Below are 24069 nucleotides of genomic sequence, written 5' to 3'. Positions count from 1 at the left end.
TGAGAGCGATGGGGTACGAGACGAAGATCTGGGCATGGGAGGTCAGTTCGGGCCCAGGCTGCGCGACCCGCCGGCAGCTGGACCCGTCGCGCATCAAGGCCTTCGCATCGCCGAGTCGTCATCCTCAGGCGGAGCGAGGGATTCCTTACCGCTCGTAACAGGGGAAATTCGGCCGGTAGTAATTAGATGAATCGCTGACTGAATTTCCGTCAGTAAGCCTCACTCAATTATCTCGATTCTATAACGACATCGCCGAGATGGCCTGGACCTTTCGGTGCCTACACGAGTAACTAGCCTAGTTTTAAAGGAACTTGACAGATCATCAAATTGTGCCGCCAAGGTAACGGTCAGATATCTCGAAGCCCATTCCCGTTTGTCCGAATTCTCCGTCTCACCCGTCTGGCAGGCTTCCGGGCACCCACTCCTCCGACCAAGGATTTGAGGTGCGCATGACGGGATACCGTCGAAAGAAACGTGAACACCGGCGCAGACCCCGCCGGTTGATACTCCTCACCGCCGCTATGGCGTCGGCCGCGGTGTTAGCGGGAGGCATCGCCTACTCCGGGCTCGGCGACAACGCCCAGGCGGGAACCGCCGCTCAGGCCGACGCAGCCGCGGACGTCTTCACACCGGCCGCCGCGCCGGCCCGTGATGCTGAGCCTGCACCCATCGCGGATGCGCCCGCCAACGACGCGACGCGCGGCATGGTCTACGACGGCCTCAAAGCCGCGCCGAAGGGCGACAAGTGTGTCGGCGTCTACCGCACGGAAGCCGGACTGTGCAGCCACGGTCCCGACGCCCCGCCGAAGGACGTCGACATCAAGGCCGACGTCCCCCCCGTCGTCAAGACGAAGGCCGTGGCTTCCGATCCGGCCCGCCCGGAGTCTGACGAAGTGGCTGCCGCCGAAGGCAGCGGGCGTCCTCAGGACGCGCCCGCCGCCGACGCGGCATCCGCCAAGGCCCCGGCGTCGAAGGCCCCGGCCCCCGCCGGCGGCAGCGGCAGCGGCCAGGCCGTCGCCGCCGGTCCGGCCGGGCAGACCGTCCAGTGCGATGGTGACGGCAGCACCGGCAACCGCGTCCAGGTCGTGTACGTGCACGGCCCCGACCGCGACCGGTACTCCGAGTACCTCGCCTCGTTCCGCAAGTGGGCGGCCGACGCCGACCTCATCTACTCGGCGAGCGCCCAGGAGACCGGCGGCGTACGCCACATCCGGTACGTGACGGCCGCCGACTGCACGCCGACCGTGCTCAACATCGAGCTCCCGGCCTCCGCTCTGGCCGAGTTCAGCGCCACCAACAACGCGCTGGCAGCCAAGGGACTCGACCGCCGCGACCGCAAGTACATGATCTTCTCGGACACCCAGGTCTACTGCGGCATCGGCACCTTCGCCGGCGACGAGCGGCCCGGCCAGAACAACCAGAGCAACTTCGGCCCCTCCTACGGCCGTACGGACTCCGGCTGCTGGGGCGGCCACACCGCCGCGCACGAACTGGGTCACAACCTCGGCGCGGTCAACAACAGCGCCCCCAACACCAGCCGCGGCGCCCACTGCACGGACGAGTGGGACGTCATGTGCTACTCGGACACGCCCTACTACCCGCAGATGCGCAACATCTGCACCAACAAGGCGTCCGAGAACATCCTGGACTGCAACCACGACGACTACTTCCACACCAGCCCCAAGGCCGGAAGCTACCTGGCCACACACTGGAACATCGCCGACAACCAGTTCCTGATGAAGGGCAAGGGCGGCAACCCGAACCCCGACCCCAACCCGCAGCCCACCACCAAGCCCACACCCACCCCGACCAAGAAGCCCGGTGGCGGACCGGCCGTAACCGTCGGCCAGATCCGGTCCAACTCCGCGGTGGCAAGCTGGCCCAAGGCCGACGGCGCCGCCTGGTACCAGGTGCTCCTCAACGGCAAACACCTCACCTGGGTCCAGTCCCAGACGCTGAACATCCACAACCTCCAGCCCGGCACGGAGTACAAGGTCGCCGTCTCGGTGCGCGACGCCGCCGGCCGTGACAGCGGCCCCGGCAACGTCACCACCTTCCGCACCACCGCCGGCGGCGGCACCACCACCGCCGGCACCCGCTACACCCTCGGCAACGGCAGCACCGGCATGGCCGCCGAACTGTGGGGCGGCCGCAGCTCCGACGGCACCCTCCTCGTGGGAGCCCGCGCCAACGGCTACGCCCAGCAGCAGTGGCTGTTCGAGGACGCCGGCAACGGGCTGTTCCGCATCAAGTCCGCGGTGTCCGGCAAGTGCCTGCAAGCGGGCGGCGCCGCGGCCCAGGGCATGTGGATCGCGCAGCAGCCCTGCGGCAGCGCCGCCACCCAGCAGTGGAAGCTGAACTCCAGCTCCGGCACCACCACCATCACCGACGCGAGCGGCGGATACGCCCTCACTGTGAGCAACCGCCCGTACTACGGCGAATGGCTGCTCGACCTCCAGCGCGCCGACGGCCGCGCAACGCAGGTGTGGACGGTCCAGAAGGTCGGCTGACCTTCGACCGTCTGATCAACCGCCGGCGGACGGCCGTATTCCCCATGCAGCCGTCCGCCGGCTCCCTCACCGGCACCGCACCTCCACCGCGCCGCAGCGGTGGCAGCCCCTCGCATCCCCACCGCACCAGGAGCACCACAACGATGCGTACACGCCACAGCCCCCCGGTCCGTACCGGACTCGGGGTCCTGTTCCTCCTCCTCGCCCAGGCCCTGGCCCTGGCGACCCCGGCCCAGGCCCACGGTGACACCGTCAAAGTCGTGATCACCGGGCAGCGGGAAGGCCACGTCACCACCGACGTCACCTGGGAGAACGACGGGGACGCCATCGAGGAGGAGCTCGCCGCCACGGTGAACGCCACCAGCGCGGACGGCACCCGCAGCGTGGGCCCCTGGAAGCTGGTCCGGGATTCCGGCACGCGCACCGGATGGAGCACGGCCGAGGTCCTGCCGGCCGGCACCTGGAAGGTGCACGTCCACATTGGGTTCCCCCGAGGACACGCCGAACGCGAGGTCTCCGTACCGGTATCCGACCCGGCACCGCCCGGCACTTCCGCCGCGCCCACCGCTCCCGTTCCCGTTCCTGCGAGCCCCTCGGCCACAGCCGTGCCCTCGGCCGCCGCATCCGCGCAGCCCGCCCCGGCCGGCGACGGGAGCACCCTCTCCTGGACCACGGCGGGCTTGGCCATGGCCGCCCTCGCCGGGGCCGCTTGCGGGCTGCTGCTGGTCCGCCGGGCCCGAGCCCGCAGGCAGCCGCGGGGCGACGGGTGAAGCGTCCGTAACCAGCGCGTCGTGTGAGCCCGAGCCGTCGTGGCGGCCGTGATGTTCCTGCGCCGTTCCGTTCAATGCCAACCGGCTGACTGTTCGTCATCCAACGGAGTGCCGCCGCCGAGCCGGGCACCCTCGACACCTGTCGCGCAGAACGGACGACCAGGTTGCCGGGCGAGCAAGTCCCCGTATTTCTCAGATCAAGGAGCATGATGCACAAACGTCGCGCGTCCCGCCGCAAGAAAGCGCTGATAGCCGCGATCACCGCCGCACTCTCCGGCGGTCTGCTGTTCGGCTTCGGCGCCCTCGCCCAGGCCGATGTGGTCAGCGGCACGGTCATCGGCGGGCAGGGCAACTACAAGACCGTCAACCAGCGGGCCAAGCCGTCCCTTTCGGCTCAGGTGAAGGGCTCCTCGAAGGTGGGCGACAGGATCCAGATGTCCTGCCGGACCACCGGCGACACCGTGGAGAACAACCCGCGGTGGATCTACACCGGCTCGTACTACATCGCTGACGCCTTCATCAACGAGAACACCACCCCCCTGCCGGTCTGTGGTTCGAGCCCGAACCCGAAACCCACCCCCACCCCTCCCCCCACGACCGCGAAGACGATCAAGATCGACATGCAGAAGCAGGTCAGGACCCAGTGGTGCTGGGACGCCTCCGGCGTGACCATCGCCAAACACTGGGGCCGCTCCGTCAGCCAGGAGCAGTTCTGCCAGCTCGCCGCCCAGGGCACCTGGGTGGACTGCAACAACCAGCCCGCGACGCTGGAGGACATGGCCAACGGCCTGGCCAGGCTGGGACTGAGCAACAGCGGCCGCAGCCTGAACCGCAACGCCTCGTTCGGCGAGTCCGCCACCGAGATCGCCGCAGGCCGGCCCTTCGCCGTCCGGTTCGGCTGGCGCACTGGAGGCGGTCACATGAACGTCATCTACGGCTACGACAGCGCCACCAACATGATCGCGGTCGGCGACCCGTGGCAGACCACCCAGACCTACACCTGGTGGAACCACTCCACGTACGCGAACAACAACTCGTTCCAGTGGACCCACTCGCGCATCGGAATCCAGGGCTGAGGAGCAGACCGACCATGCAGACCACGCAGACCATGCGACACCCCAGGCACATGGCAGTCCGGGCCGCCGTTCTCGCCACGACCGCGCTCGCCGCCGCCCTGTGCGGAATCGTTCCCGCCCAGGCTGCGGAGGGCGACGGCATCGCGGGCTACCCGTCCGCCCAGCAGGCCCTGCGGAGCGACCAGCTCCGCGACACCGTCTCCCGCTTCCTGGTCTCGGCCCGACAGCCCGCCACGGCCCCCGCCGCGGACGGCGGCGCCGTCGGCGCCCCCGGGAACGCACCCGCCGCGGTCGCCGCGCCGCCCGGGTTCGATCTCAACAAGGACCCGGTGCCGATGTTCGAGATCAGCCCCGAGTTCGTGACCGGCAAGACCCAGGCGAACCCGCAGACCGCGCTCCGGCTCTCCTACCTGGCCTCCCGGGTGACCGCAGCCGACGGCAAGAACGCCGCCGTACTGCTCGCGCCCAAGGGGAACGCCCCTACGACGGGAAGCGGCCCGCAGAACGTCGGTGCCGAGGGCTGGCAGCTGGCCGGCATCCGGGACGGGGACGCCGAGGTCGGCTTCGCCGAGCGCGGCACTCCCCAGGCCCGTACCTTCACCGAGCCGCAGATCCACGCCTGGTACCGGCTCACCGCCGAAGGCACGGTCGAGCCGCTCAACGAGGAGGCGACCACCGGCCTCGGCGGAAAGCGCGGCATCACCCTCGCCGCCTACCAGAAGCTGGTCACCGCCCGCTACGGCGACAAGATGCCCGGCTCGGAGTACGACCGCAAGGGCATGGCCGGCGGGTACGCCGGCCTCGTGGAGGACCAGCCGGAACAGGTCGCCGTCGCGTCCGGGACACCGGTCGCCGACGAGTCCTGGCAGCCGATCTCCGTCACCGCGGCCGCAGCCCTGGCGGCGATCGGCGGTGCGGTGGTGTACGCGCGACGCCGGCAGATGGCCGGCGTCCGCTGACCCGACCCCGTGAAGGCCGGGCCCCCTCCGTGCGCAGCCTGACGACTTCCATCGTCGGATACGCATGAGCTCGGGAAGGAGGCCCGGCCGTGCGGTCCACGTCAGTATCGACGTGGACCGCATGCGGTCGTGGACCGCCGTCGGCGCTACCTGGGCCCAAGCAGCAGTGAGCCTTTTCAGCTCGCTCACTGATCGGGTGCTGCTCCTGCCTGGTCTACGCAGGTCACCGCGCACTGCGCCGCAGGACCGAAGCCCAATTTGAAAGGGCTCACCGTGTAGCGGCTCCGAGGCCAGGCCGGATCTGATGGCGGCTCCAGTGCCCACAACGCACACCATTCACATCACGAAGTCAGATCTGCAAGGCCCTGACCGGCGACTTTCTTTCACCTGCCTCGGCCTGCACTGTTCCTTGTGACCCACCACGTGGAGTGCGTCGCGATCCTTGAACCCATCGCGAAGGGCGTCTGACCTGCAGGTTTGTCGATGCGCATTATGTGCGTTGTGGGCGTTACGGGCGATATCTTGACGCTGATCTGACGCTCGTGACGCTCATCTGACGCTCGACGGACACATTTCCTGAAAGGATGTCAGTATTAGCTGACGTGCCATCAGCAGCGAGAAGGCCATCTTGGACCGGGCCTGTGCCCGGCCGGGGAGGCGGCTTCTGCGTGCGGCGATCGGTCCCGGTGTCGGGCCCTTCGGCGCGGCGGCCAAACGCGAACACGCTCTGTAGCGGAGAAGGAAATGGTTCAGCATGACCACCCTGCTGATGACGCGCGTTTCTGGCCGGGGTGAGGAGCCGAAGGCCGCCACGGGGCGGCGGCTGGCCGCTCCTCCTCGGAGTCGATGTCGGGCCGGGACTGCGGCGGCGGGGCACGGGGCCGGGCCACCCGGTCCCCCTGTGCAGCGGCACACGACACGAGGCACCGCCGGTGAGCAGACCGGTGCTCGGACGGTGATCGGCAAAACGATCTGCGACGACGGCGCGCGCAGGGACATCAGGCCGTGCCGAAGTGGACGTGAGAGAAGGAGGCTTCCCGCGAGGCGTCAGCCCTGCGGGTGGCCGGCCGCCACGTCTTTGACACGCACAACCGGTGCAGACCGGGAGGGGCCGCCGTCGGAGGCGGGGCATGGGGCTACGGGTGCGGGAGCCTGAGTGAGCAGTCCGTCGGGTGCGGCACGGTCGCCGGCGCCGGGTTGTCGGGCCGTCCTGTGTGAGGACGGCCTTCGGCGCCGCACTGCTCCTGCGCCACCGGGCAACGGGAACCGTGGTCGGCGCTGCGATGGCGGCGGAAGCCTACGTGTCCCCACCGACCGCGACGTGCGGGGCTTTGTCCATCGGCCCCGGCATCGCCATCACGGGACGAGCGAGCCCCGTAGCAGCACTCCGGACCGCGCCCGAAGCGACAGAGGCAGGCGCCGCGGCATGCGCGCCACGTCAGGGCATGTCCCGATCGCCCCTTCCGGCCGGTGCTCAGCGAGTCAGGACGCCGCAGGCTTTCGTCCGCGCGGACAGGCCTTTCATCAGACGGGCGGCGCCGGCCGCGTAGGCGATGCCGAAGAGGAGTGAGGTGAGAAAAGCCAGGTGCCGGGAGAATCCGTCGATGAGCGGGAAGATCTGCCAGTGGGTCAGGTAGATGTACAGGGAGCTGGTCGCGAGGAGGCCGGCCAGCTGGTTGAGGCGCTCGCGGCTGGGGAGGCTGGGCACCCAGACCAGCAGCGCGAATCCGGCGACGACGATCGCCTCGCGCCCGGGGTCGCCGGGGAAGAAGCCCGGCACGGTGGCCAGGGCCGCGGCGGTGACCAGCAGGCGCTGTCGCACGGTGGTGGCTTTCGCCGCAGCCCAGCCGAGCGCGAACAGCCAGAAGACCGTGATGGCATCGGGGATGTGCTCGCGGGCGGGCAGGCCGACGAGGTCGTAGCGGGTGAGGAGTCCCAGGCTGACGAGTGTGAGGGGCAGGCCGTACGGGAAGCGGCGTTCCCACCGGTCTACGGCGGGCAGGCCCAGGAGGCTGACGGCGGCGATCAGGATGTAGAGGAGAGCCTCGATGAACCAGAAGTGCATACCGGTCTTGAGGTCGTCGGGGCCGATGACGCTGTCGAGCAGGAAGAGATTGGCGAGCGTGTAGTCGTCGTTGAGGAACAGGATCAGGCCGATCCAGGCCATGCTCGGCAGCGCGACGCGGGCGATGCTGGTCCAGCCCCGGCGTACCCGTACGCGCCGTTCGGCAGTGGTGAGGTGGAAGCGGGCGAAGTTGTATCCGGCGACCGCGAGCAGGATGTGCGCCCCGCCCTTGATGCCGAACACATGGATGTGCGAGCCGACGATGCAGAAGATCGCCAGGGCGCGGAGCGCGACGCTCGTCTCCAGGGTCCGCCTGCGGGAGGTCTCCGTATGCTCGGGCGGCCTGAGATCCCGGATCGGTGTCGTGTGCCAGCCGGGCGGCAGGTGCCCGAGCCGCTCTTCGAGCTGGATCGACATCTCGACGTATGAGAGCGAATCGCCGCCCAGGCTGACGAAGGAGCTGTCGTCCGTCACGTCCGAGCGGTCGAGGACCCGCGAATAGAGCAGACGCAGGCTTTCGGGGACTCCGTTCGGCGTGGCCTCGGGGCCGGTGGCGGTGTCAGGCGCCTGACGGGTCAGTTCGCGCACCGCGCGGTAGTCAGGCTTGCCCGTCGGCAGGCGCGGGAGGTCGGCGAGGATGCGGACGCGGACCGCGCGGGCCGGCAGACCGCAGTCGTGGGCCACGAGCCTGGCTATCCGGCGGGCGTCGGTGTCGTGACCGCCGACGGCCACGACACCGAGGGTCTCGTCGTCGCCGGTACACACGGCGGTGACGCCGTGCCGGGCGAGCATCGCCTCGACCTGCCCGGGGTCGATGCGCAGGCCGAGGATCTTCGCGAACCGGCTGCTCCGGCCGACGATCTCGTACAGCCCGTCGGGGGTGCGGCGCGCGATGTCGCCGGTGTGAAGTTCGTGCACGGTCCGGCCGTGCGCGAGGTCCTCGGGGGTCTGTGCGTAGCCGAGCATGACATTGGGGCCTGAGTAGACCAGTTCGCCGGTGTTCTCGGCGGGGCTGTCGGGCAGCGGCTGAAGGCGGAAGGAGCCGCCGGGGATCGGGATTCCCGCCGCCTCGGGGTGGGTTTCCGCGAGGTGCGGCGGCAGGTAGGCCATGCGGGCCGTCGCCTCGGTCTGGCCGTACATCACGAAGAGCTTCCAGCCGGCGGCGCGGCCGAGTGCGGCGTACCGCCGGACCCGGTCGGGAGCCAGGCGGCCGCCCGCCTGGGTGACGTAGCGCAGGTGGGGCAGTTCCATGTCGGCGAAACCGACCCGGTCGAGCAGGTCGAAGGTGTACGGAACCCCGGCGAGGGCCGTCCCCCGGCCGGCCTTGAAGAGCTCCCAGAAGCAGGTGTCGGCGACCGACAGGTCAGTCAGGATCAGTCCGGCGCCGCGCAGCAGGTGGCTGTGCACGACGGACAGGCCGTAGCAGTAGTGCAGGGGCAGGGTGGTCGCGGCGCGGTCGGTGTCCCGGATGTCCAGGTACTGCGCGATGGACTTCGCGTTGGTCTGGAGGTTCTCGTGTGACAGCCGGACAAGCTTCGGCGATCCGGTCGAGCCGGAGGTGCTGAGCAGCAGGGCGAGGTCCGGGTGCAGCTCGTGCGCCGAGACCGTGCGTCGCTCATCGAGCAGCCATTCCCCGCCCTCGGGGTGAGCCACGATGTCCGGGTCGTACGCGTCGATCAGGGACTGGACGGCTTCGGGGTGGTCGCCCGGCACCAGGAGGACGGGGTGCCCGGCCGCGAGGGCGGCGAGATGGACGACGAGGGCGTCGACGGTGTTGGAACCGACCAGCAGGACCAGACGGCGTTCCCTGCCGAGGCGGCGGGCCGTCGTGTCCACGCGCGCGGCCAACTCGGCATAGCTGACCGGGCCGTCGGCCGTGATGACGGCGGTCCGGTCGCCGTGGGCGGCGAGGCCGAGGGCGAACGGGACCGACGTGGTGCCTGGGAGTTGGTCGGGAAGGACTGTCACGGGCGCATCTTAGGAATGCCTTACCTCGCCCGATAGTCACAGGAAAGTCACAGATGGCTCACGGAAGATCCACAGGGAGGGAACCGGTATGCTCGGCTCCGCCGATGCGTGGGCGCGGTCGAATTGTTGTGTGCGTCACCCTTGCCTTTAGGTTAGCTTTACCTTACTTATTGGGCGTTACTGTTCTTCGCTGCCCTTGTAGGAAGGCTTTCCATGCGACGCCCCTTGGTCCGACGCTTGACCGCGCTCTTCGCGGCGGCCCTTCTTCTCCCCGCGGTCGCAAGCTGCGGTGTCGACGAGGACGACGCGGGGCTCGTGATCTACTCGGGCCGCAACGAGAAGCTGGTCAAGCCGCTCCTGGACGAGCTGGAGAAGGCCGTCGGCACCACGGTCGCGGTCCGCTACGGCGAGAGCGCCGAACTCGCGGCCCAGATCCAGGAAGAGGGCGGCAAGACCAAGGCCGGGCTGTTCTTCTCCCAGGACGCCGGCGCCCTCGGGGCCCTGTCCAGCAAGGGCCTGCTGGAGAGGCTGCCGCAGGCCTCCCTCGACAAGGTGGACCCCGGCTTCCGCGGTGGCGCGGGCGACTGGGTGGGCACCTCCGGCCGGGTCCGCGTCCTCGCGTACCACCCCGGACAGGTCTCCAAAGTGCCGGACACCGTCCACGACCTGGTCAAGCCGGAGTGGAAGGGCAAGGTCGGCTACGTCCCGACAAACGCCTCCTTCCAGGCCTTCGTCACCGGCATGCGCGTCCTGGAGGGCGACGACGCCACCCGCACCTGGCTGAAGGGCCTGAAGGCCAACGAGCCGAAGGTGTACGACAACAACCTCAAGGTGCTGGAGGCGGTCGGCAAGGGCGAGGTCTCGCTCGGGCTCGTCAACCACTACTACTGGTACGAGCAGGTCGCCGAGAAGGGCGAGGCCAAGGTCAAGGCGAAGATCCACTTCCTCCCCGGCGGTGACCCGGGCGGCCTCGTCAACACCGCCGGTGTCGCCATCGTCAAGGGAACCGACCAGGCACCGGCCGCCCAGAAGGCCGTCGACTTCCTGCTCTCGGAGAAGGCGCAGAAGTACTTCGCCGAGGACACCAAGGAGTACCCGCTCGCCTCGGGCGTGACCAGCACGGTCAAGGGCCTTCCGCCGCTGGCCACCCTGGACGCCCCGAAGATCGACCTCGGGAAGCTGGAATCTCTTCAGGAGACCCTGAAGATGCTCCAGGAAGCCGGGATGGTCTGACCCCTCATGCCCTCCACGGATCCCGTCACGCCGACGGATCCCGCCACTGCCCACCGCCCGGACGGCGCCACCGCGCCGACCGGGCGGTGGCGTGCCGGGCGCCGGCCACCCTCCATCCTGCTCGTCCCCGCGGCCGTCGCCGCGGTGTTCGCCCTGCTGCCTCTCGGCTACCTCGCCGTCCGCTCCCTGGAACGCGGCCCGGCCTTCGCCTGGGACGTCATCTCCGACGAGCGCACCGCCCAACTGCTCGGCCGCAGCCTCGGACTGGCCGCCGTGGTCGTCTCGGCCTGCCTGGTCCTGGGCGTCTCGCTGGCCTGGCTCACCGTACGCACCGACCTGCCCGGCGCCCGGGCCTGGTCGGTGCTGGTGACCCTGCCGCTGGCCGTGCCGAGTTACGTCGCCGCCTTCGCCTGGCTGTCCGCCTTCCCGGAGCTGGCCGGCTTCACCGGGTCCGCCCTCGCGCTGACGCTGGTGAGCTTCCCGTACGTCTACCTGCCCGTCACCGCCGCACTGCGCGGCACCGACCCGGCGCAGGAGGAGGTCGCCCGCTCGCTCGGCCACGGGCCGCTGAAGACCTTCCTGCGGGTGACGCTGCCGCAGCTGCGGCCCGCGGCCGCAGGCGGGGCGGTACTCGTCGCGCTGTACGTGTTCTCCGACTTCGGCGCCGTATCGCTGATGCGGTACGACACCTTCACCCGCGGCATCTACACCTCCTACCGGGCCAGCTTCGACCGCACCCCGGCCGCCGCCCTCAGCGTCGTCCTCGTGGTGATGACGATCCTGCTGGTCGCCGCGGAGGCGCGGACCCGGGGCCGGGCCGGCCACGCCAGGACAGGCGGCGGCACCGCGCGCCCCGCCGTTCCCGCGGGGCTGGGCCGCTGGCGGGCGCCCGCGCTGGCCTGGTGCGCGGCGGTCACCGGCGTCGCCGTCCTCACCCCGCTGGCGACGCTCGGGTACTGGCTGGCCGTCGGCAACTCCGCGACCTGGGACCCGTCCACACTTCTCGACACCGCCGCCACCACCCTCGGCGTCGCTGCCGCGGGAGCCGCGCTCACCACCCTGCTCGCCCTGCCGGTCGGCGTGATCGCCGCGCGGTACCGCGGCCGGACCGCCCGGCTGCTGGAGCAGTCGGCCTACGCCGGCCACGCGCTCCCGGGCATCACCGTTGCCCTGTCCCTGGTCTTCTTCGCGGTCCGCTACGCCGAACCGGTCTACCAGGAACTCCCGCTGCTGGTCTGCGCGTACGCCGTCCTCTTCCTGCCCGTGGCCGTCGCGGGCACCCGCGCGGCCGTCCTCCAGTCCCCGCCCGTCCTGGAGGACGTGGCCCGCTCCCTCGGCCGCTCCCCGCTGCGCGTGCTGCGCGAGGTGACCGTGCCGCTGGCCGCCCCCGGGGTCGCTGCCGGAGCGGCGCTCACCTTCGTCGTGTGCATGAAGGAACTGCCCGCCACCCTCCTGCTGCGCCCCACCGGGATGGACACCCTGGCCACCCGCCTGTGGACGGAAACCGGCACCGGATCCTTCGCCGCCGCGGCGCCCTACGCCGCGGCGCTGATCCTGCTGGCCGCCATCCCGTCCTACCTCCTCGGAAGGCACCGCACATGACCGACCTGCAGATCGCCGGACTGGCCAAGGCGTACGGCCCCGGTGCGGCGCCGGTCCTCGACGGCCTCGACCTCACCGTCCCCGGCGGCGCACTGACTGCTGTCCTCGGCCCCTCGGGCTGCGGCAAGACCACGCTGCTGCGCATCGTCGCGGGCTTCCTGCGCGCCGACGCGGGCACCGTCACCCTCGACGGGCGCACACTGTCCGGCCCTGGAGTCCACCTTCCGCCCGAACGCCGCCGCATCGGCATCGTGCCCCAGGAAGGCGCGCTCTTCCCGCACCTCAGCGTGGCCCGCAACGTCGCCTTCGGCCTGACCGGCCTCGACCGGGCCACCCGTCGGCGGCGCACGGAAGAGATGCTCGAACTCGTCGGCCTCGTGGGCTACGGCGACCGCATGCCGCACGAGCTGTCCGGCGGCCAGCAGCAGCGCATCGCCCTGGCCCGGGCCCTGGCACCGGAACCCGCCCTGGTCCTCCTCGACGAGCCGTTCAACGCCCTCGACGCCGCCCTGCGCACCGGCGTACGCGCAGACGTACGCGCTGCCCTGCGCGCCACCGGGGCCACCGCTCTGCTCGTCACCCACGACCAGCAGGAAGCCCTCTCCACAGCCGACCTCGTCGCCGTCGTCCGCAACGGCCGCGTGGCCCAGTGCGACACACCGCACGAGGTGTACAGCCGTCCCGCCGACCCCTGGGTCGCCGCCTTCGTCGGTGACGCGGTACTCGTCACCGGTACTGCGGACCAGGACATGGCGGCCACCGCGCTGGGCCGCATCCCACTGACGGACTCGCCCGGCCGACTCCGCGAGGGGGTGGTGCTGCTGCGGCCCGAGCAGCTCCGACTGACCGCTCCGGATGCGGCCGAAGCCAGTGGCATGGTGACCGACGTTCGCTTCTACGGCCACGACGCGATGGTCACCGTTGCTGTGGACGGCATCGACGAGCCCATCGACGTCCGAGTCCCCAGCCCAGCCGCTGCCCGGCCCGGGGAGCGCACAGGCATCGAGGTGATGGGGGAGGCGACTCTGCACTCCGCCGCCGTGTGATTCCGGACGCGCTCCCCGGGGCGGGCACTCGGGCCAGGGACCATGCGGCTGCGGCACGATCTGGCGTGTGTTCCGGCACACGGTGCCTGACCCGCCCAGGCAACGCGAGTGGCACGCTAGCCTCCGCGTTCCAGGCATCTGATCTGGCCGTGCCCGGGGGTATTACCTACCTGGAACCACTGGCGGACAAGATCTCGGCGCTTGCTGGATGGCTCCACGCGAGCGATGGGGAGCGCTGTCTCGGCGCGAGTACCAGGGACGGCGTAGGTCATTGCAGTTGCTTTTGCGCGGGCCGGAGTCGACGTCGGAGACCAGGACGTTCCCCAGCTGGTCTCCAGGGGTGTCTCGGCAAAGTCAGTCGTGACGGGCGAGCTTGACTGCGGAGACAAGCAGGATCAGGGCCAACAGGGGGATGAGGACCAGGTCCGGGAACACCCCCAAGAGCAGGCCGCCCAGCACCGCGCCGACGATGGAGCCCGCGGCCATGATCGCGGTGAAGCGGAGGTTGGCGCCGAGGACCGCGAAGCTGCCGTCCCGGCTGTAGCGGGCGAACGCGACGAGCATCGTCGGGAGGGAGACCAGCAGGGATAGGCTTCCGGCGGTCTTGATGTCCTCCCCGGACAACAGCACGATCGTCGGGATCAGCAGCTCGCCTCCGGCCACGCCCATGATCGCGGCGACCACCCCGATGCCGAACCCGGCTACGACCCCGGCGGGCACTTGGGCCCACAGCGGCAGGGAGAGGGTGCCCAGGGTGGTGGTGTGCGTGACCACCAGAGCGGCGGCCATGAGCACCATCAACGCTGCCAGCACCTTGTAGAGGGTCGCGGTGCGCATGCGCGCCGCCCAGCTCGCTCCGGTCCACGCGCCGAGCAGACTGCCGGCGAGCAGGTTGACCGCGACGGGCCAACGCGCGGCCACCTCGGCGGCCGGAACCGCCGCCAGGCGGGCGGGCAGCGCGACCAAGACCACGACCAGGCTCATCGCCTTGTTCAGGATGACGGCTGAGAGCGCGGCGAACCCGAAGAGGCCGATCAGCAGAGGCAGGCGGAACTCCGCGCCGCCCAGCCCGATCATCCCGCCCAATACACCGATGGCCGCTCCCGCGCCGAACACCACGGGCGCTGAGTGTGTCGAGCGAAGAGGAACGAGGTTCTGGTCAGTGGTCATGACGAGGACCCTCGCTGGTGGCCGCTCTCGCCTGCTACGACCCGATTCCACTGGGTCTTCCCCAAGCCTTTGTCCGGACCTCCGAGCATCGGCATCGCGCCCGGCGGGTCTGCTCGTGCGGTCAGGGGGACGGCGGCTGGATGGCGCGGGCCACGGGTCGGCCAGCACCTCGGTGCTTGCGTTGCTTGGCGACGGCCGCGTCCACCAGCTCCGGCGTGAACACCTTCGTCAGGATTCCTATGCGTGACCGGCACCCGGCCCCCAACCCTCCAGGAGCTGGGCAATGGCCCGCCCCAGCTCAAAAGCAACTGCATTGGCGGGCGTAGGCCCCTGGGTCAGGTCGGCACGGTTCTCCGGAGCCTTCGTGGAACCCGGGGTGGCCCTCCGCGACTGACCGGCTTCCGGGCGCTCAGGGGACGCAACGCGGGGGCGTCGCTGGTCACCTCTCGATGGGGCTCCGTTCGCCCGGCCAGAGGCAGGCAAGGAGCGTCAACGCGTTGCACATACCGCCCACTACGCACGTAACGCACACGGGCAGCCTGCCCAATCTGCGCCTTGCGGGTCGCTGACCTGCGGTTTCCTTTGACCTGTTTTTGTTGGATCTTATTCCGATGACGCACCACGTGGAGTGCGTGGCAATCCTGGAGCCGATCGCGAAGGGCGCCTGACCTGCTTGCTTGTCGGGCTGCTCGACCTATTTCCGGCTGCACACCGGTTCGGGCGGACGGCCTGTCCAGTGGAGGCGGTCTGACCTGCGACTTCACGATGCAGCGGTGACCGGGCCCGCAGCGGTGTCACACCACTTCTCTGAGTGTTGAGCTCAGATGACGCTTCTGCGGGCTCTTTCCGGCGAGTTTTCGTGGGTCGGGCATCGCTCGCTCCTCGTCGAGGCCGTCGCCAACCTGTTCCGGGAAGCCGAACTGCAGCCTCTGACGCCGACGCTGGTCATCAGTGCTGCCGCTGCATCTCGTCGGCGGTGGTGCTCCTCGGCTTTCCGCTCCTTCGCACGGCGTCTGCCGGATATCGTTCGTGCATGATGCTTGGGGGGAACGAGCGCACCGGCGTGTCATCTGAAGTCACGCATGACGCCGTGGTCGTGGTGCCGGGGATCATGGGTAGCGCGCTGCGCGACACCGTCACGGGACACCCGGTGTGGGGCTTGCGTGATCCTCAGTGGTTGGGCGCCTGGCTGCGTGATGACGGGACGCACCCGTTGCACATGGACGAGGACGAGCGGTCCGGCAAGTACGGCCGGGTGGAAGCCACCGAGCTGCTGCGCTTCCCCGCCTGGGCGCCGTTCCTGAAAGGGTTCGAGCCCTACAGTGCCCTGCTCGCTGCCATTGAGCGGACGGTTGCTGACCCGAAGGGCGTTCTCGCGTTCCCGTACGACTGGCGGCTACCCGTTGCCGTCAACGGCGCACTGCTGGCGGAAGCCGCCCACCGTCACCTGACCCGGTGGCGCGCCAGCGAGGAGCACGATCGGGCACGCCGTCGGCATCCGGACGGGCGCGAGGCCCGCCTGGTGTTCGTCGCCCACTCCATGGGTGGCCTGGTCACCCGGGCCGCCTTCGCCCACGCCGTATCCCAGGGCAGCGACCTGGCCCCCGACACCAGAGCCGTGGTCACCCTCGGCACGCCGTTCCTCGGTTCGGTCAAGGCGGCCGTCATCCTCAACGGCGACCGCTCCAGCCGGCTGCCCGCCCGGCTGCGACGCCGGATGCAGGTCCTGTCGGCGACACTGCCCGGTGTGCACGACCTGCTGCCGGACTACCGCTGCGTTGACGCGGGCACGGACGTGCTCCGCCTCGGTCCGGCCGACGTGGCTGCCCTGGGCGGTGACGTAGAACTCGCCCGTGAGGCCCATTTGTTCCAGCAGAGCATGCGTGAACAGGCGCCCGCCCTTCCAGGGCACCGCGCGCTCGTCGGCGTGGCTCAGCCGACGGCGCAGAGTCTGCGCCTCGACGCCGGCGTGGTGCACAAGCAGTACGTCGCGTTCGAGCGGAACAGAGACGGTGCACTGGCCCGCGACGGTGACCGCATCCCCATCCGCCGTGACCGGGCAGGCGACGGCACTGTCTACCGGGACGCCGCCTACCTCGCCTCGAACGAGCCTGTGTGGCTCCCGTTGCAGCATGGCGGCCTGGCCAAGGACAGCACCGCCGTCCAGTACGTGCAAGCCGTGCTCACCGAGTACGACCACAACCGCGGTCCCGCACTGGGCGACGGCCACATCGGCCTGGAGGTTCCCGACTACGTCATGGCAGGCAGCCCTTGGCGGCTGCGGGTGCATTCCGCGCCGGACTCGGGACGGCCTGCGAACGCCGGTACGGGGTGCACCGTCCACAAGGCGGCAACCGATCAGCAGATCGCCAAGGTCGCCCTCCGCCGTACCGAAGGTGAACTCGGATCCCAAGTCACCCTGCCCGCACCCGGTCTGTACCGGATCAAGGCCAAATCCGGAGGCAACTCACCCGTCACACAGCTCGTCCTGGCAGTCGATCCTGAGGATGACTGAGACACAGCCGATGACGACTGTTTCGGACAGCGGGAACGCCTCGGGGCCGCTGCAGTTCTTTCCGGTCGACATCGGTGTCTACGTTCACCACGACCACCTGGACACGGGGCCGGAGGTGGCGGCCGTCGCCGCGCTCCTGGAGCCGTTCGGTGCCCGCGTGGATTCCTGGGCGGTCCCCGCGGAGAATCGAGAGGTCGGCGCGGTAAAGCAGCGGCTTGAGGAGTGGTCGGCCCCCGATGTCACCGGTGACACGTTCCTGTACTGGGTCGGCCATGGGTGGAGCAACGGGGGTCCCACGACCTTGCTCGCCCACGCCCTCAGCCCCGCAGAACTGACTCAGAACGGAATCGGGCCCGAGGAACTGTTGCAGTCCCTCAAAGCGCGGCAGTGTCAGGTCGGCGCCGGCTGGGCCATCGTGATCATCGACGCGTGCTCCTCCAGTGACTTCGTGGATCGGATGCACGCCAAGGCCTTGGAAGACGGGGAAGCGCGCGGCTACCTGCTGATTGCGACGGCCGCGGAGGGGAGCACCGTCCTCGGCGCCTTCCGCAGAGTACTGAACACCGTTCTGACGAGCACTTTCCGCACTGAGGACACAATCGACTTCCACGACCTCACCAAAGAGCTCCAGCGGAACCTGAACGGCTGTTCCATCCACCTGCGTCCGGGTGATAATGGTGCCGCTCTGCGCCGCGCCGTGCCCACACTGGCGGGCCGCATGCAGGCGTCCCTGGACACCGTGATCGACATCGAGAGGGTCCTCGAGAACCTCACGGACGACGAGCGTCTTCACTTCATCCCCAAGGCCAGTGGCGCTGAACTGGGCGAACAGAACTGGTACTTCGAAGGCCGGGAGGACGAGCGCCGCCGGATCCTCGCGTGGCTCGACGGCGCGGAACGGGGCATGCTCGTCGTCACCGGAGCGGCGGGGTCGGGGAAGTCGGCGCTTCTGGGCCATGTCGTGGTGCACTCCCGGCGTGAGCTCGCCGATATCCTGATTGAGCATCAGAAACTCCGCCCTCTACCCGAGGGCGCCGTCCCTCCCTACGACGTCTTCGACGCGGTGCTTCACCTGACAGGGGCGACGCCCCGGACCGTGGTGCAGCGGATCGCCACCTCGGCCGGGCTCGGCACTCCGCCCGACGCGACGATCGGCGAACAGTGCGCCTGGCTGATAGAGCGATTTCGTGCGGTCGTGGCTGGGGCCGACCCCGGCGTTCGCTTCACACTGCTGGCGGACGCGCTCGACGAGGCACACCTACCCCTGCTGATTGCCGAAGAGGTACTCAGCCCCCTGGCGGACCTGGCCGGCGTGCGCGTTGTCGTCGGCACGCGCCGGTCCACGGCCGAAGGCCCCGATCTGCCTGCTTTCGAGGATGCGGACCTCATGGAGGCACTGGGAGCGGATCGGAACGGCAACCGCGAGACACTGAGCGTCGCCCGCGACCCCGCAGCCATGCGCCAGTACATACGCAATCGCCTGCACGCGGCACGGGCCCGGTTGGGCGTCGAACCTTCGCAGATCGACAGGACCGCGGAAGCCCTCAGCAATCTTGACCGGGAATTCCTCTACGGTCGCCTCGCTGTGCACGAGGTCATCAGCAACCCCGAGCTGGCCGCTGACCCGACCCCCTTGCTCGAGTGCGACCACCGACAGCTCTTCACCCGAGCCGTCGAGCGCCTGAGCGACAAGGCCCCCTGTCATCGCCTCCTGCTCGAAGCGCTCGCCTTGGCCCAGGGACGCGGCCTGCCCATCGCCGACGGCGTGTGGGCGGGCATCGCTACGGCCCTCGCCGACAGCCCTGACATCGCCGTCACCGATGATGACATCAGAGAACTGACGGACACGGCCGCGCCGTACCTGATGCTGGACACGGAATCGGGCCAGAGCGTGTACCGCCTGGCACACCGGACCTTCTCCGAGCACTTCACCCGGACGCATCCGCCCTCCGAGCACGACGACCGGCACTGCCGTATCACCCAGTATCTGGCAGAACCCCCGAGCCCGGGGTTGGACGAACGGTCCAACCCCTATGTCGTGAACCATCTGCCCACCCATGCCGGTCTCGCCGGGCCGGATGGATGGCAGGTCCTGGCGGACTGCCCCCGACTGCTCGACCGGCTGAGCCCCTCGGCGGTCGTCTCCAGCGTCATGCTCAGAGCCCTCGGGCGGTTCGAGCTTCCTCCCGCAGTGGCCGGAGTCCTGTTCGAATGGGAGCGACTCGCCACTGCGAACTCCCGGGACCGGCGAGGATTGCGGGAGCTCGGGAGCCTTCGCTGTTCGCAGGAGACCGTCGTGCAGCGCTTCGGCAGGAGAGCTTCCGACCCCGATTCGGCCTGGTCCGTGCGCTGGGGACAACTGAAGGGCCACGCGACCCACTTGCGTCTCAGCGGTCATACGGGCTCGGTCCAGACCATCGTGGCGTTCAGGGACGCCTCAAGGGGAGTGCTGCTGGCGTCGGGCAGTGATGACGGGACGGTGCGGTTCTGGGACCCGGCGCGGGGGGAAGCGGTGGGAGACCCGGTGACGCTGCATGACGCCCCTGTCCAGGCGATCGAGGCGTTCACGGGCCCAAAGGGACAGACGCTGCTGGCCAGCGGGGGAGCGGACGGCACGGTACGCATCTGGGACCTCATCAGGGGAGAGACAGTGGGGGAGCCGCTGACCGCTCACAATGACTGGGTCCACTCCGTGGCGGCGTTCAAGGACACCGACGGGCAGACGCTGCTGGCCACAGGAGGCGGAGATGGGACGGTCCGTGTCTGGGAACCGCTGACCGGCAAACAGCTGGCGGTGGGAGGCTTGGACGAGCCCGGGACGGAGTGGGACCCGGACGCCGGCCAGGAGACCGATGTGCTGGTGGGGACCGGTCACGATGGCGATGTCTACTCGGTGGTGGCGTTCGACAGCCTGGACGCCGACCAGGACAGGCACGTGCTCCTGGCCACCGGGGGCATCGACGGGACGCTACGGATTTGGGACCCGGCCACCGGAGTGGAAACCAGTGGTCCCCTGACCGGACATGAAGGAGCCGTCTTCTCCGTCACGGCGTTCGTGGGGTGGGGAGGGCAGACGCTGCTGGCATCCGGGGGTGAGGACGGGACGGTACGGATTTGGGATCCGGACACCGGCAGACAGACCATGGCGCCTCTCATCGGTCACGTGGAGCCAGTCCTCGCGGTGGGAACGCTGGTCGAGGCAGGCGAGGATGGGGCGCGGACGCTGCTCGTCACTGTCGGAGCGGACAACAGCGTACGACTATGGGATCCGGCCGGCGGCCAGCCGGTGACAGCGCCTCTGACAGGCCACGAGGACTGGGTGCGGGCCGTGTCGCCGGTGCCGCCCCTGTCCGGTGCGTATCCACTGCTGGCCACCAGCGGCGACGACCAAACCCTACGGATCTGGGCACCGCCCAGTGGCCGACCGGCAGGTGTGCCCTTCCGCGACACCGCGACGACCACGCAAGCGCTGACATCCTTCACCGGCGAAGACGAACAGACCCTGATCGCCGCCGTGGACGCCGACGCGATGCTGCGTGTGTTCGACCCGGCCGAGGGCGAGCAGGTCGATGAGCTGCCGACCGAACACGACGGAGACGTCCTCGCGGTGACCGCGGTCCGGGTCGTCCATGGCGATGACGAAAGGCTCACTTTCGGCACGGGTGGTGAGGACGGGGTGGTGCGGTTGTGGGATCCCGGTACCGGCGAGAAGACCGGTGAGTTGGTGACGGATCACGCCGGTGGGGTGCAGGCGCTGTCGGCGTTCGTCGGGTTTGGCGGGCGGTCTTTCCTGGCCACGGGTGGTGAGAACGGGGTGGTGCGGTTGTGGGATCCGGGTACCGGCGAGAAGACCGGCGAGTTGGTGACGGATCACGTCGGTGGCATACGGGCCTTGTCCGCGTTCGTCGGACTCGGCGGGCAGTCTCTTCTCGCCACGGCGGGCGCGGATGGGGTCGCACGACAGTGGAACCTCATGACGGGCGAGGCCGTGGGGGAGCCGATCGCCCATCCAGACCTGACCGCCATTGAGTCCTATCAGCTCCCGGACCGCGAAGCCATGCTCGTCACGGGCGACAGCAATGGAACCGTCCGCTTCTGGAATTCCGAGACGGGGGGCGAGGCGCTGAGCATCCCTCTGGGCCTTCCCGTGCACGACGTCGCCTTCATCGACGGCGACTTGGCCGTCGCCACCACGGAAGGCCTCGTTCAAGTGAGCCTTGAAGCGGGATCGAACCTCACGGGCGGACCTGAACCGAGCGACCCCCGCTGGTCTGCCTAGAGCCCCTTACCGGTGAAGAGCCGCGGCGTAGACGGACCCTCACTCCGTTGGCGCATCCCCTGGCGCGTACAACCGGAGGGAGCTCCTCGGCCACTGCGACGGGAAACGGAGGGGACCCACCCGGACGGTGTCGACGACGCCCGCAGGATGGCCTGCACCGCTGCCCAGTCCACCTCGACGTACAGGTCTGCGAACGTCCGGCGGGAGAGGACCTGCGTCCTGGAGGTGGCCCTCAGTAACCGGCTCCCCGAGGGCACGTCGGACCTGAGGGCCGCCGAGGAGCCGGAGGAGCGGCGGCTGCTTCTGCTCTACCGTGACACTGCTTGACGGCACCGGGCCGGAGCAGTTGCGCAGGCGAGTCTGGCAGCCGAATATCGGATACCAGACACAGGCGCGGCCACCGGTTCGGAAGAAGGGACCGACGATGGCGTGTCAGACCTTCCCGGTATCCCCGACAGACCTGCCCGTCGGCCCCGCCGACTACGCTCCCTCCGCCCACGTCACCATCCCCAACGCCATCTCCACCGACACGTGATGCGCGCTTGACCTGCTGTGCAGCGCCTTGGTGCTGCACAGCTGACAACCTGCCGATGACGCACCAGGTGAACTGCGTGGCGATCCTGGAACCGGTGCGTTAGGACGCCTGACCTGCCGCTCCTTCGGAGGGTCAGTTCAGGAGGAGAGAAAGGTGCTGGCGTCTCCATGCCAAGAGACTCGCAGGAACTCCCGCGCTCGGGTGCAGGCAACGAAGAGCAGACTCAACTCGCTCCGGAGGTCTTCCCGGTGCTGCTGCGGGTCCAACTCCTCGGGTGTTACCGCACCGGGCATCGGCAGCACGCCGTCGTTCACACCGGAGACTGCCATGCACCGGAACTCAAGTCCCTTCATCCGGTGCATGGTTCCGATGTGGATCCCTTCGCCGTGCCCGGCCTGGGTACCGAGTACGACAGCCGGTACCCCGACCTGCTTCATGGCCTGGGCGATCTCCTTGCCGAGTTGGATGTAGCGCACCGCCACGCCGATCTCGCTGGGTTCGATTCCGTCGGTGACCCACTCGGAGACCTGGGCAGTGAGAGCCGAGATCTCCTCGGACTTGCTCGTGGCTCCGTGAGTCATGGGGTGCGCGCCTCGGAACGCGGACCGATAGCCCGACAGGGAATCGATGCCGCCGTCCATGTCGTCGACGTGCTCACCCGTCAGCAGTGAGGTGGACCACGTCAGGATCTCGCGGGTAGTCCGGTAGTTGATCCGCAGGCGGTGGGACCGCCCGGTAACCGAGATGCCGAGGCTGCGCAGTGACACCTTGTTGCCGTAGATGCGCTGGTGTGTGTCTCCTGCGATGAACAGGTCGTCCGGCCCCGGTGTCACCAGAGCGCGCAGCATGCGCCATTGCACGGGGTGCAGGTCCTGGGCTTCGTCGATCACCACGTGACGGAACGGTCGTTCCAGGCGCGGCTCCATCAGCCGTCCTGCTTCCGCGCAGACCTGGAGGAACGTCAACTCGTCGGCTTGGCGTAGTTCCTGGGTGAATGCTTCGACAGCCCGCCAGACCTGGGCACGTTTGAGTGGGCTGAGAGCGGTGCCCCGGCCGCTGCGGGACGCTTTGAGATAGGCCTCGGGCGATCGGAGATCCTGAGCGAGGACGACCTGGCGCCACTCCTGGTCTAGGAAGGTACCGGTGAACTCCACACCGAGTCGCTGAGCGATCCGCGACCAGCGCGCGGCGATCTCCCTCTGGTCGGTGACGATGTTCAGGTGACGGCCGCGGTCGGCTCGTACCACCTGATTGGCCAGCGCATCCACGTTGATCACGCGGATCTTGGCGCGGAGCCCTTCTTCGGGGATGAGCAGTTCGAGACTCCGCCGCAAGTCGGTGGCGAGGTCCCGGGTGAAGGTGGTCAGCAGGATCGACTCGGCGGGTGCCTCGGCGGGCAACCGCCGCGCCAGGTGCAGGGCGCGGTGCAGTGCCACCACGGTCTTGCCTGTGCCAGGGCCTCCGGTCACTCTTGCCGGCCCCTTGTACGAGGGCTGGTAGGCCACGCGCCGCTGACTCGGGTGCAGGAAGACCCGCCAGGCGTCGAAGGGCCGGGACAAGACGTCCATCAGCTCGTCCGGGCCGTTGAGGAGGGCGATCCTTCCCTGCGATCGGGCCATGGCAGCGGTGAGCAGATCCGCAGAGTCCGCGTGGTCGTGCTGGTGGGAACGCTCGGTTTGCGAGGCGATCGCCTCGCGCCACACATCCTCCGGCTCCAGTCCGGCCGCGAGGCCGGCGAGTACGTCGTACTGCTGCTCGGGGAGGATCTTGTGGAGTGCGTCGAGATGACTTTCGTCGCTGAGGTGTCTGACCAGGGGCAGCAGATCGGGATCGATGCCGAGCCGGATCAGTTCCTTGTCGGCGACGCGGTCGAACAGCCCGCCGGCTTCGGTTGCCGGCACCGTCTGGTGGACCGACGCGGTGGCGCGGTCGAGTGCGACGTCGTCACGCAGCTCGATCCCCTGGGTCGCGGAGTTCACCGTCGCGCGGTGCTTCAGCGCCCAGGCGATGGCGTCGTCGTGCGCCATGACCTTGAGCAGCAGGAAGCTGTCACCGGAGTCGGGGGCGAGTACGACTCCGCGCATGAATTTGGTGATGCGGATGGTGCGGATGCGGGGGTCACGGGGGTGCTCGAGCTTCTCGAGGTGGAGCCCGGCATGCCGGTGCTCGCGGAACTTTTCGAAGACCTCCTGAACACGCTTCTGGACCGGTTTCTCCAGCCTGGCGAATTCCATCAGGAAGTCCTTGTGGATTCCCAGTGTCGCCATCCGTGCCCCCATGCGGTGCGGTTCTCGATTCTGGTGATCACCGTACCGGTATGGGGGACAATGAGTGGCCGGTA

The 24069-nt window shown here is 69.1% G+C and carries 14 protein-coding genes; 11 read left to right on the top strand and 3 right to left on the bottom strand.

Annotated features, from left to right (window positions below; all coding sequences use genetic code 11):
* The first annotated feature begins 521 nt into the window (after nt 1-521).
* From OG534_RS08705 to OG534_RS08690, 4 genes are all read left to right on the top strand, one after another.
* Nucleotides 522-2510: an RICIN domain-containing protein gene (locus OG534_RS08705; protein ID WP_326587516.1), complete on the top strand. Its 1989-nt coding sequence runs from the start codon at nt 522-524 to the stop codon at nt 2508-2510.
* 143 nt (nt 2511-2653) lie between these two features.
* The gene (locus tag OG534_RS08700; RefSeq protein WP_326587515.1) at nt 2654-3280 is read left to right on the top strand and encodes a hypothetical protein; all 627 of its coding nucleotides are present in this window, start codon (nt 2654-2656) and stop codon (nt 3278-3280) included.
* Between the two features lie 206 nt (nt 3281-3486).
* Entirely contained in the window at nt 3487-4356 is an 870-nt protein-coding gene (locus OG534_RS08695; RefSeq protein WP_326587514.1) for a papain-like cysteine protease family protein, read from the top strand.
* A gap of 14 nt (nt 4357-4370) precedes the next feature.
* Nucleotides 4371-5315, top strand: coding sequence for a hypothetical protein (locus tag OG534_RS08690; RefSeq protein WP_326587513.1), 945 nt, complete (start codon nt 4371-4373; stop codon nt 5313-5315).
* Between the two features lie 1474 nt (nt 5316-6789).
* On the opposite strand, the gene OG534_RS08685 is transcribed toward OG534_RS08690, so the two are convergent.
* Nucleotides 6790-9348, bottom strand: a complete 2559-nt coding sequence (locus OG534_RS08685) for an AMP-binding protein (protein ID WP_326587512.1) — start codon at nt 9346-9348, stop codon at nt 6790-6792.
* A 213-nt stretch (nt 9349-9561) separates the two neighbouring features.
* Here OG534_RS08685 and OG534_RS08680 point away from each other — a divergent pair, with 213 nt between their 5' ends.
* Genes OG534_RS08680 through OG534_RS08670 form a run of 3 tightly spaced genes read left to right on the top strand, consistent with a single transcriptional unit; the run spans nt 9562 to nt 13229 of the window.
* Nucleotides 9562-10581 (top strand): iron ABC transporter substrate-binding protein, encoded by a 1020-nt coding sequence (locus OG534_RS08680; protein ID WP_326587511.1) that lies wholly within the window; start codon nt 9562-9564, stop codon nt 10579-10581.
* A 6-nt stretch (nt 10582-10587) separates the two neighbouring features.
* On the top strand, nt 10588-12183 hold the full coding sequence (locus OG534_RS08675; protein ID WP_326587510.1) for an ABC transporter permease: 1596 nt from the start codon (nt 10588-10590) through the stop codon (nt 12181-12183).
* Nucleotides 12180-13229 carry an ABC transporter ATP-binding protein gene (locus tag OG534_RS08670; RefSeq protein ID WP_326587509.1) on the top strand — a complete coding sequence of 350 codons (1050 nt, stop codon included), beginning with the start codon at nt 12180-12182 and terminating at the stop codon, nt 13227-13229. The genes OG534_RS08675 and OG534_RS08670 overlap by 4 nt, the downstream gene beginning before the upstream one ends.
* Nucleotides 13230-13583: 354 nt before the next feature.
* On the opposite strand, the gene OG534_RS08665 is transcribed toward OG534_RS08670, so the two are convergent.
* Nucleotides 13584-14399, bottom strand: a complete 816-nt coding sequence (locus tag OG534_RS08665) for a sulfite exporter TauE/SafE family protein (protein ID WP_326587508.1) — start codon at nt 14397-14399, stop codon at nt 13584-13586.
* An 824-nt stretch (nt 14400-15223) separates the two neighbouring features.
* Here OG534_RS08665 and OG534_RS08660 point away from each other — a divergent pair.
* From OG534_RS08660 to OG534_RS08645, 4 genes are all read left to right on the top strand, one after another.
* Nucleotides 15224-15436: a hypothetical protein gene (locus OG534_RS08660; protein ID WP_326587507.1), complete on the top strand. Its 213-nt coding sequence runs from the start codon at nt 15224-15226 to the stop codon at nt 15434-15436.
* A complete protein-coding gene (locus OG534_RS08655; RefSeq protein ID WP_326587506.1) occupies nt 15433-16914 on the top strand; it encodes an esterase/lipase family protein in 1482 nt (493 codons plus the stop codon). The genes OG534_RS08660 and OG534_RS08655 overlap by 4 nt, the downstream gene beginning before the upstream one ends.
* Nucleotides 16907-21193 (top strand): WD40 repeat domain-containing protein, encoded by a 4287-nt coding sequence (locus tag OG534_RS08650; RefSeq protein WP_326587505.1) that lies wholly within the window; start codon nt 16907-16909, stop codon nt 21191-21193. The genes OG534_RS08655 and OG534_RS08650 overlap by 8 nt, the downstream gene beginning before the upstream one ends.
* Nucleotides 21194-21340: 147 nt before the next feature.
* Nucleotides 21341-21520, top strand: a complete 180-nt coding sequence (locus tag OG534_RS08645; RefSeq protein WP_326587504.1) for a hypothetical protein — start codon at nt 21341-21343, stop codon at nt 21518-21520.
* 345 nt (nt 21521-21865) lie between these two features.
* Here the strand turns inward: OG534_RS08645 and OG534_RS08640 are convergent, their stop codons facing one another.
* Nucleotides 21866-23962 (bottom strand): UvrD-helicase domain-containing protein, encoded by a 2097-nt coding sequence (locus OG534_RS08640; protein ID WP_326587503.1) that lies wholly within the window; start codon nt 23960-23962, stop codon nt 21866-21868.
* Nucleotides 23963-24069 lie beyond the last annotated feature (107 nt).

This window comes from Streptomyces sp. NBC_01294 (assembly GCF_035917235.1).
GTDB lineage: Bacteria > Actinomycetota > Actinomycetes > Streptomycetales > Streptomycetaceae > Streptomyces > Streptomyces caledonius.
This window is presented reverse-complemented; position numbering and strand designations above follow the sequence as displayed.

What these genes read in the sequence shown, in the direction of transcription:
- OG534_RS08705 (WP_326587516.1), top strand. Translation starts at nt 522, where the DNA reads ATGGCGTCGGCCGCGGTGTTAGCGGGAGGCATCGCCTACTCCGGGCTC.
- OG534_RS08700 (WP_326587515.1), top strand. Translation starts at nt 2,654, where the DNA reads ATGCGTACACGCCACAGCCCCCCGGTCCGTACCGGACTCGGGGTCCTG.
- OG534_RS08695 (WP_326587514.1), top strand. Translation starts at nt 3,487, where the DNA reads ATGATGCACAAACGTCGCGCGTCCCGCCGCAAGAAAGCGCTGATAGCC.
- OG534_RS08690 (WP_326587513.1), top strand. Translation starts at nt 4,371, where the DNA reads ATGCAGACCACGCAGACCATGCGACACCCCAGGCACATGGCAGTCCGG.
- OG534_RS08680 (WP_326587511.1), top strand. Translation starts at nt 9,562, where the DNA reads ATGCGACGCCCCTTGGTCCGACGCTTGACCGCGCTCTTCGCGGCGGCC.
- OG534_RS08675 (WP_326587510.1), top strand. Translation starts at nt 10,588, where the DNA reads ATGCCCTCCACGGATCCCGTCACGCCGACGGATCCCGCCACTGCCCAC.
- OG534_RS08670 (WP_326587509.1), top strand. Translation starts at nt 12,180, where the DNA reads ATGACCGACCTGCAGATCGCCGGACTGGCCAAGGCGTACGGCCCCGGT.
- OG534_RS08665 (WP_326587508.1), bottom strand. Translation starts at nt 14,399, where the DNA reads ATGACCACTGACCAGAACCTCGTTCCTCTTCGCTCGACACACTCAGCG.
- OG534_RS08660 (WP_326587507.1), top strand. Translation starts at nt 15,224, where the DNA reads ATGACGCTTCTGCGGGCTCTTTCCGGCGAGTTTTCGTGGGTCGGGCAT.
- OG534_RS08655 (WP_326587506.1), top strand. Translation starts at nt 15,433, where the DNA reads ATGATGCTTGGGGGGAACGAGCGCACCGGCGTGTCATCTGAAGTCACG.
- OG534_RS08650 (WP_326587505.1), top strand. Translation starts at nt 16,907, where the DNA reads ATGACTGAGACACAGCCGATGACGACTGTTTCGGACAGCGGGAACGCC.
- OG534_RS08645 (WP_326587504.1), top strand. Translation starts at nt 21,341, where the DNA reads ATGGCCTGCACCGCTGCCCAGTCCACCTCGACGTACAGGTCTGCGAAC.
- OG534_RS08640 (WP_326587503.1), bottom strand. Translation starts at nt 23,962, where the DNA reads ATGGAATTCGCCAGGCTGGAGAAACCGGTCCAGAAGCGTGTTCAGGAG.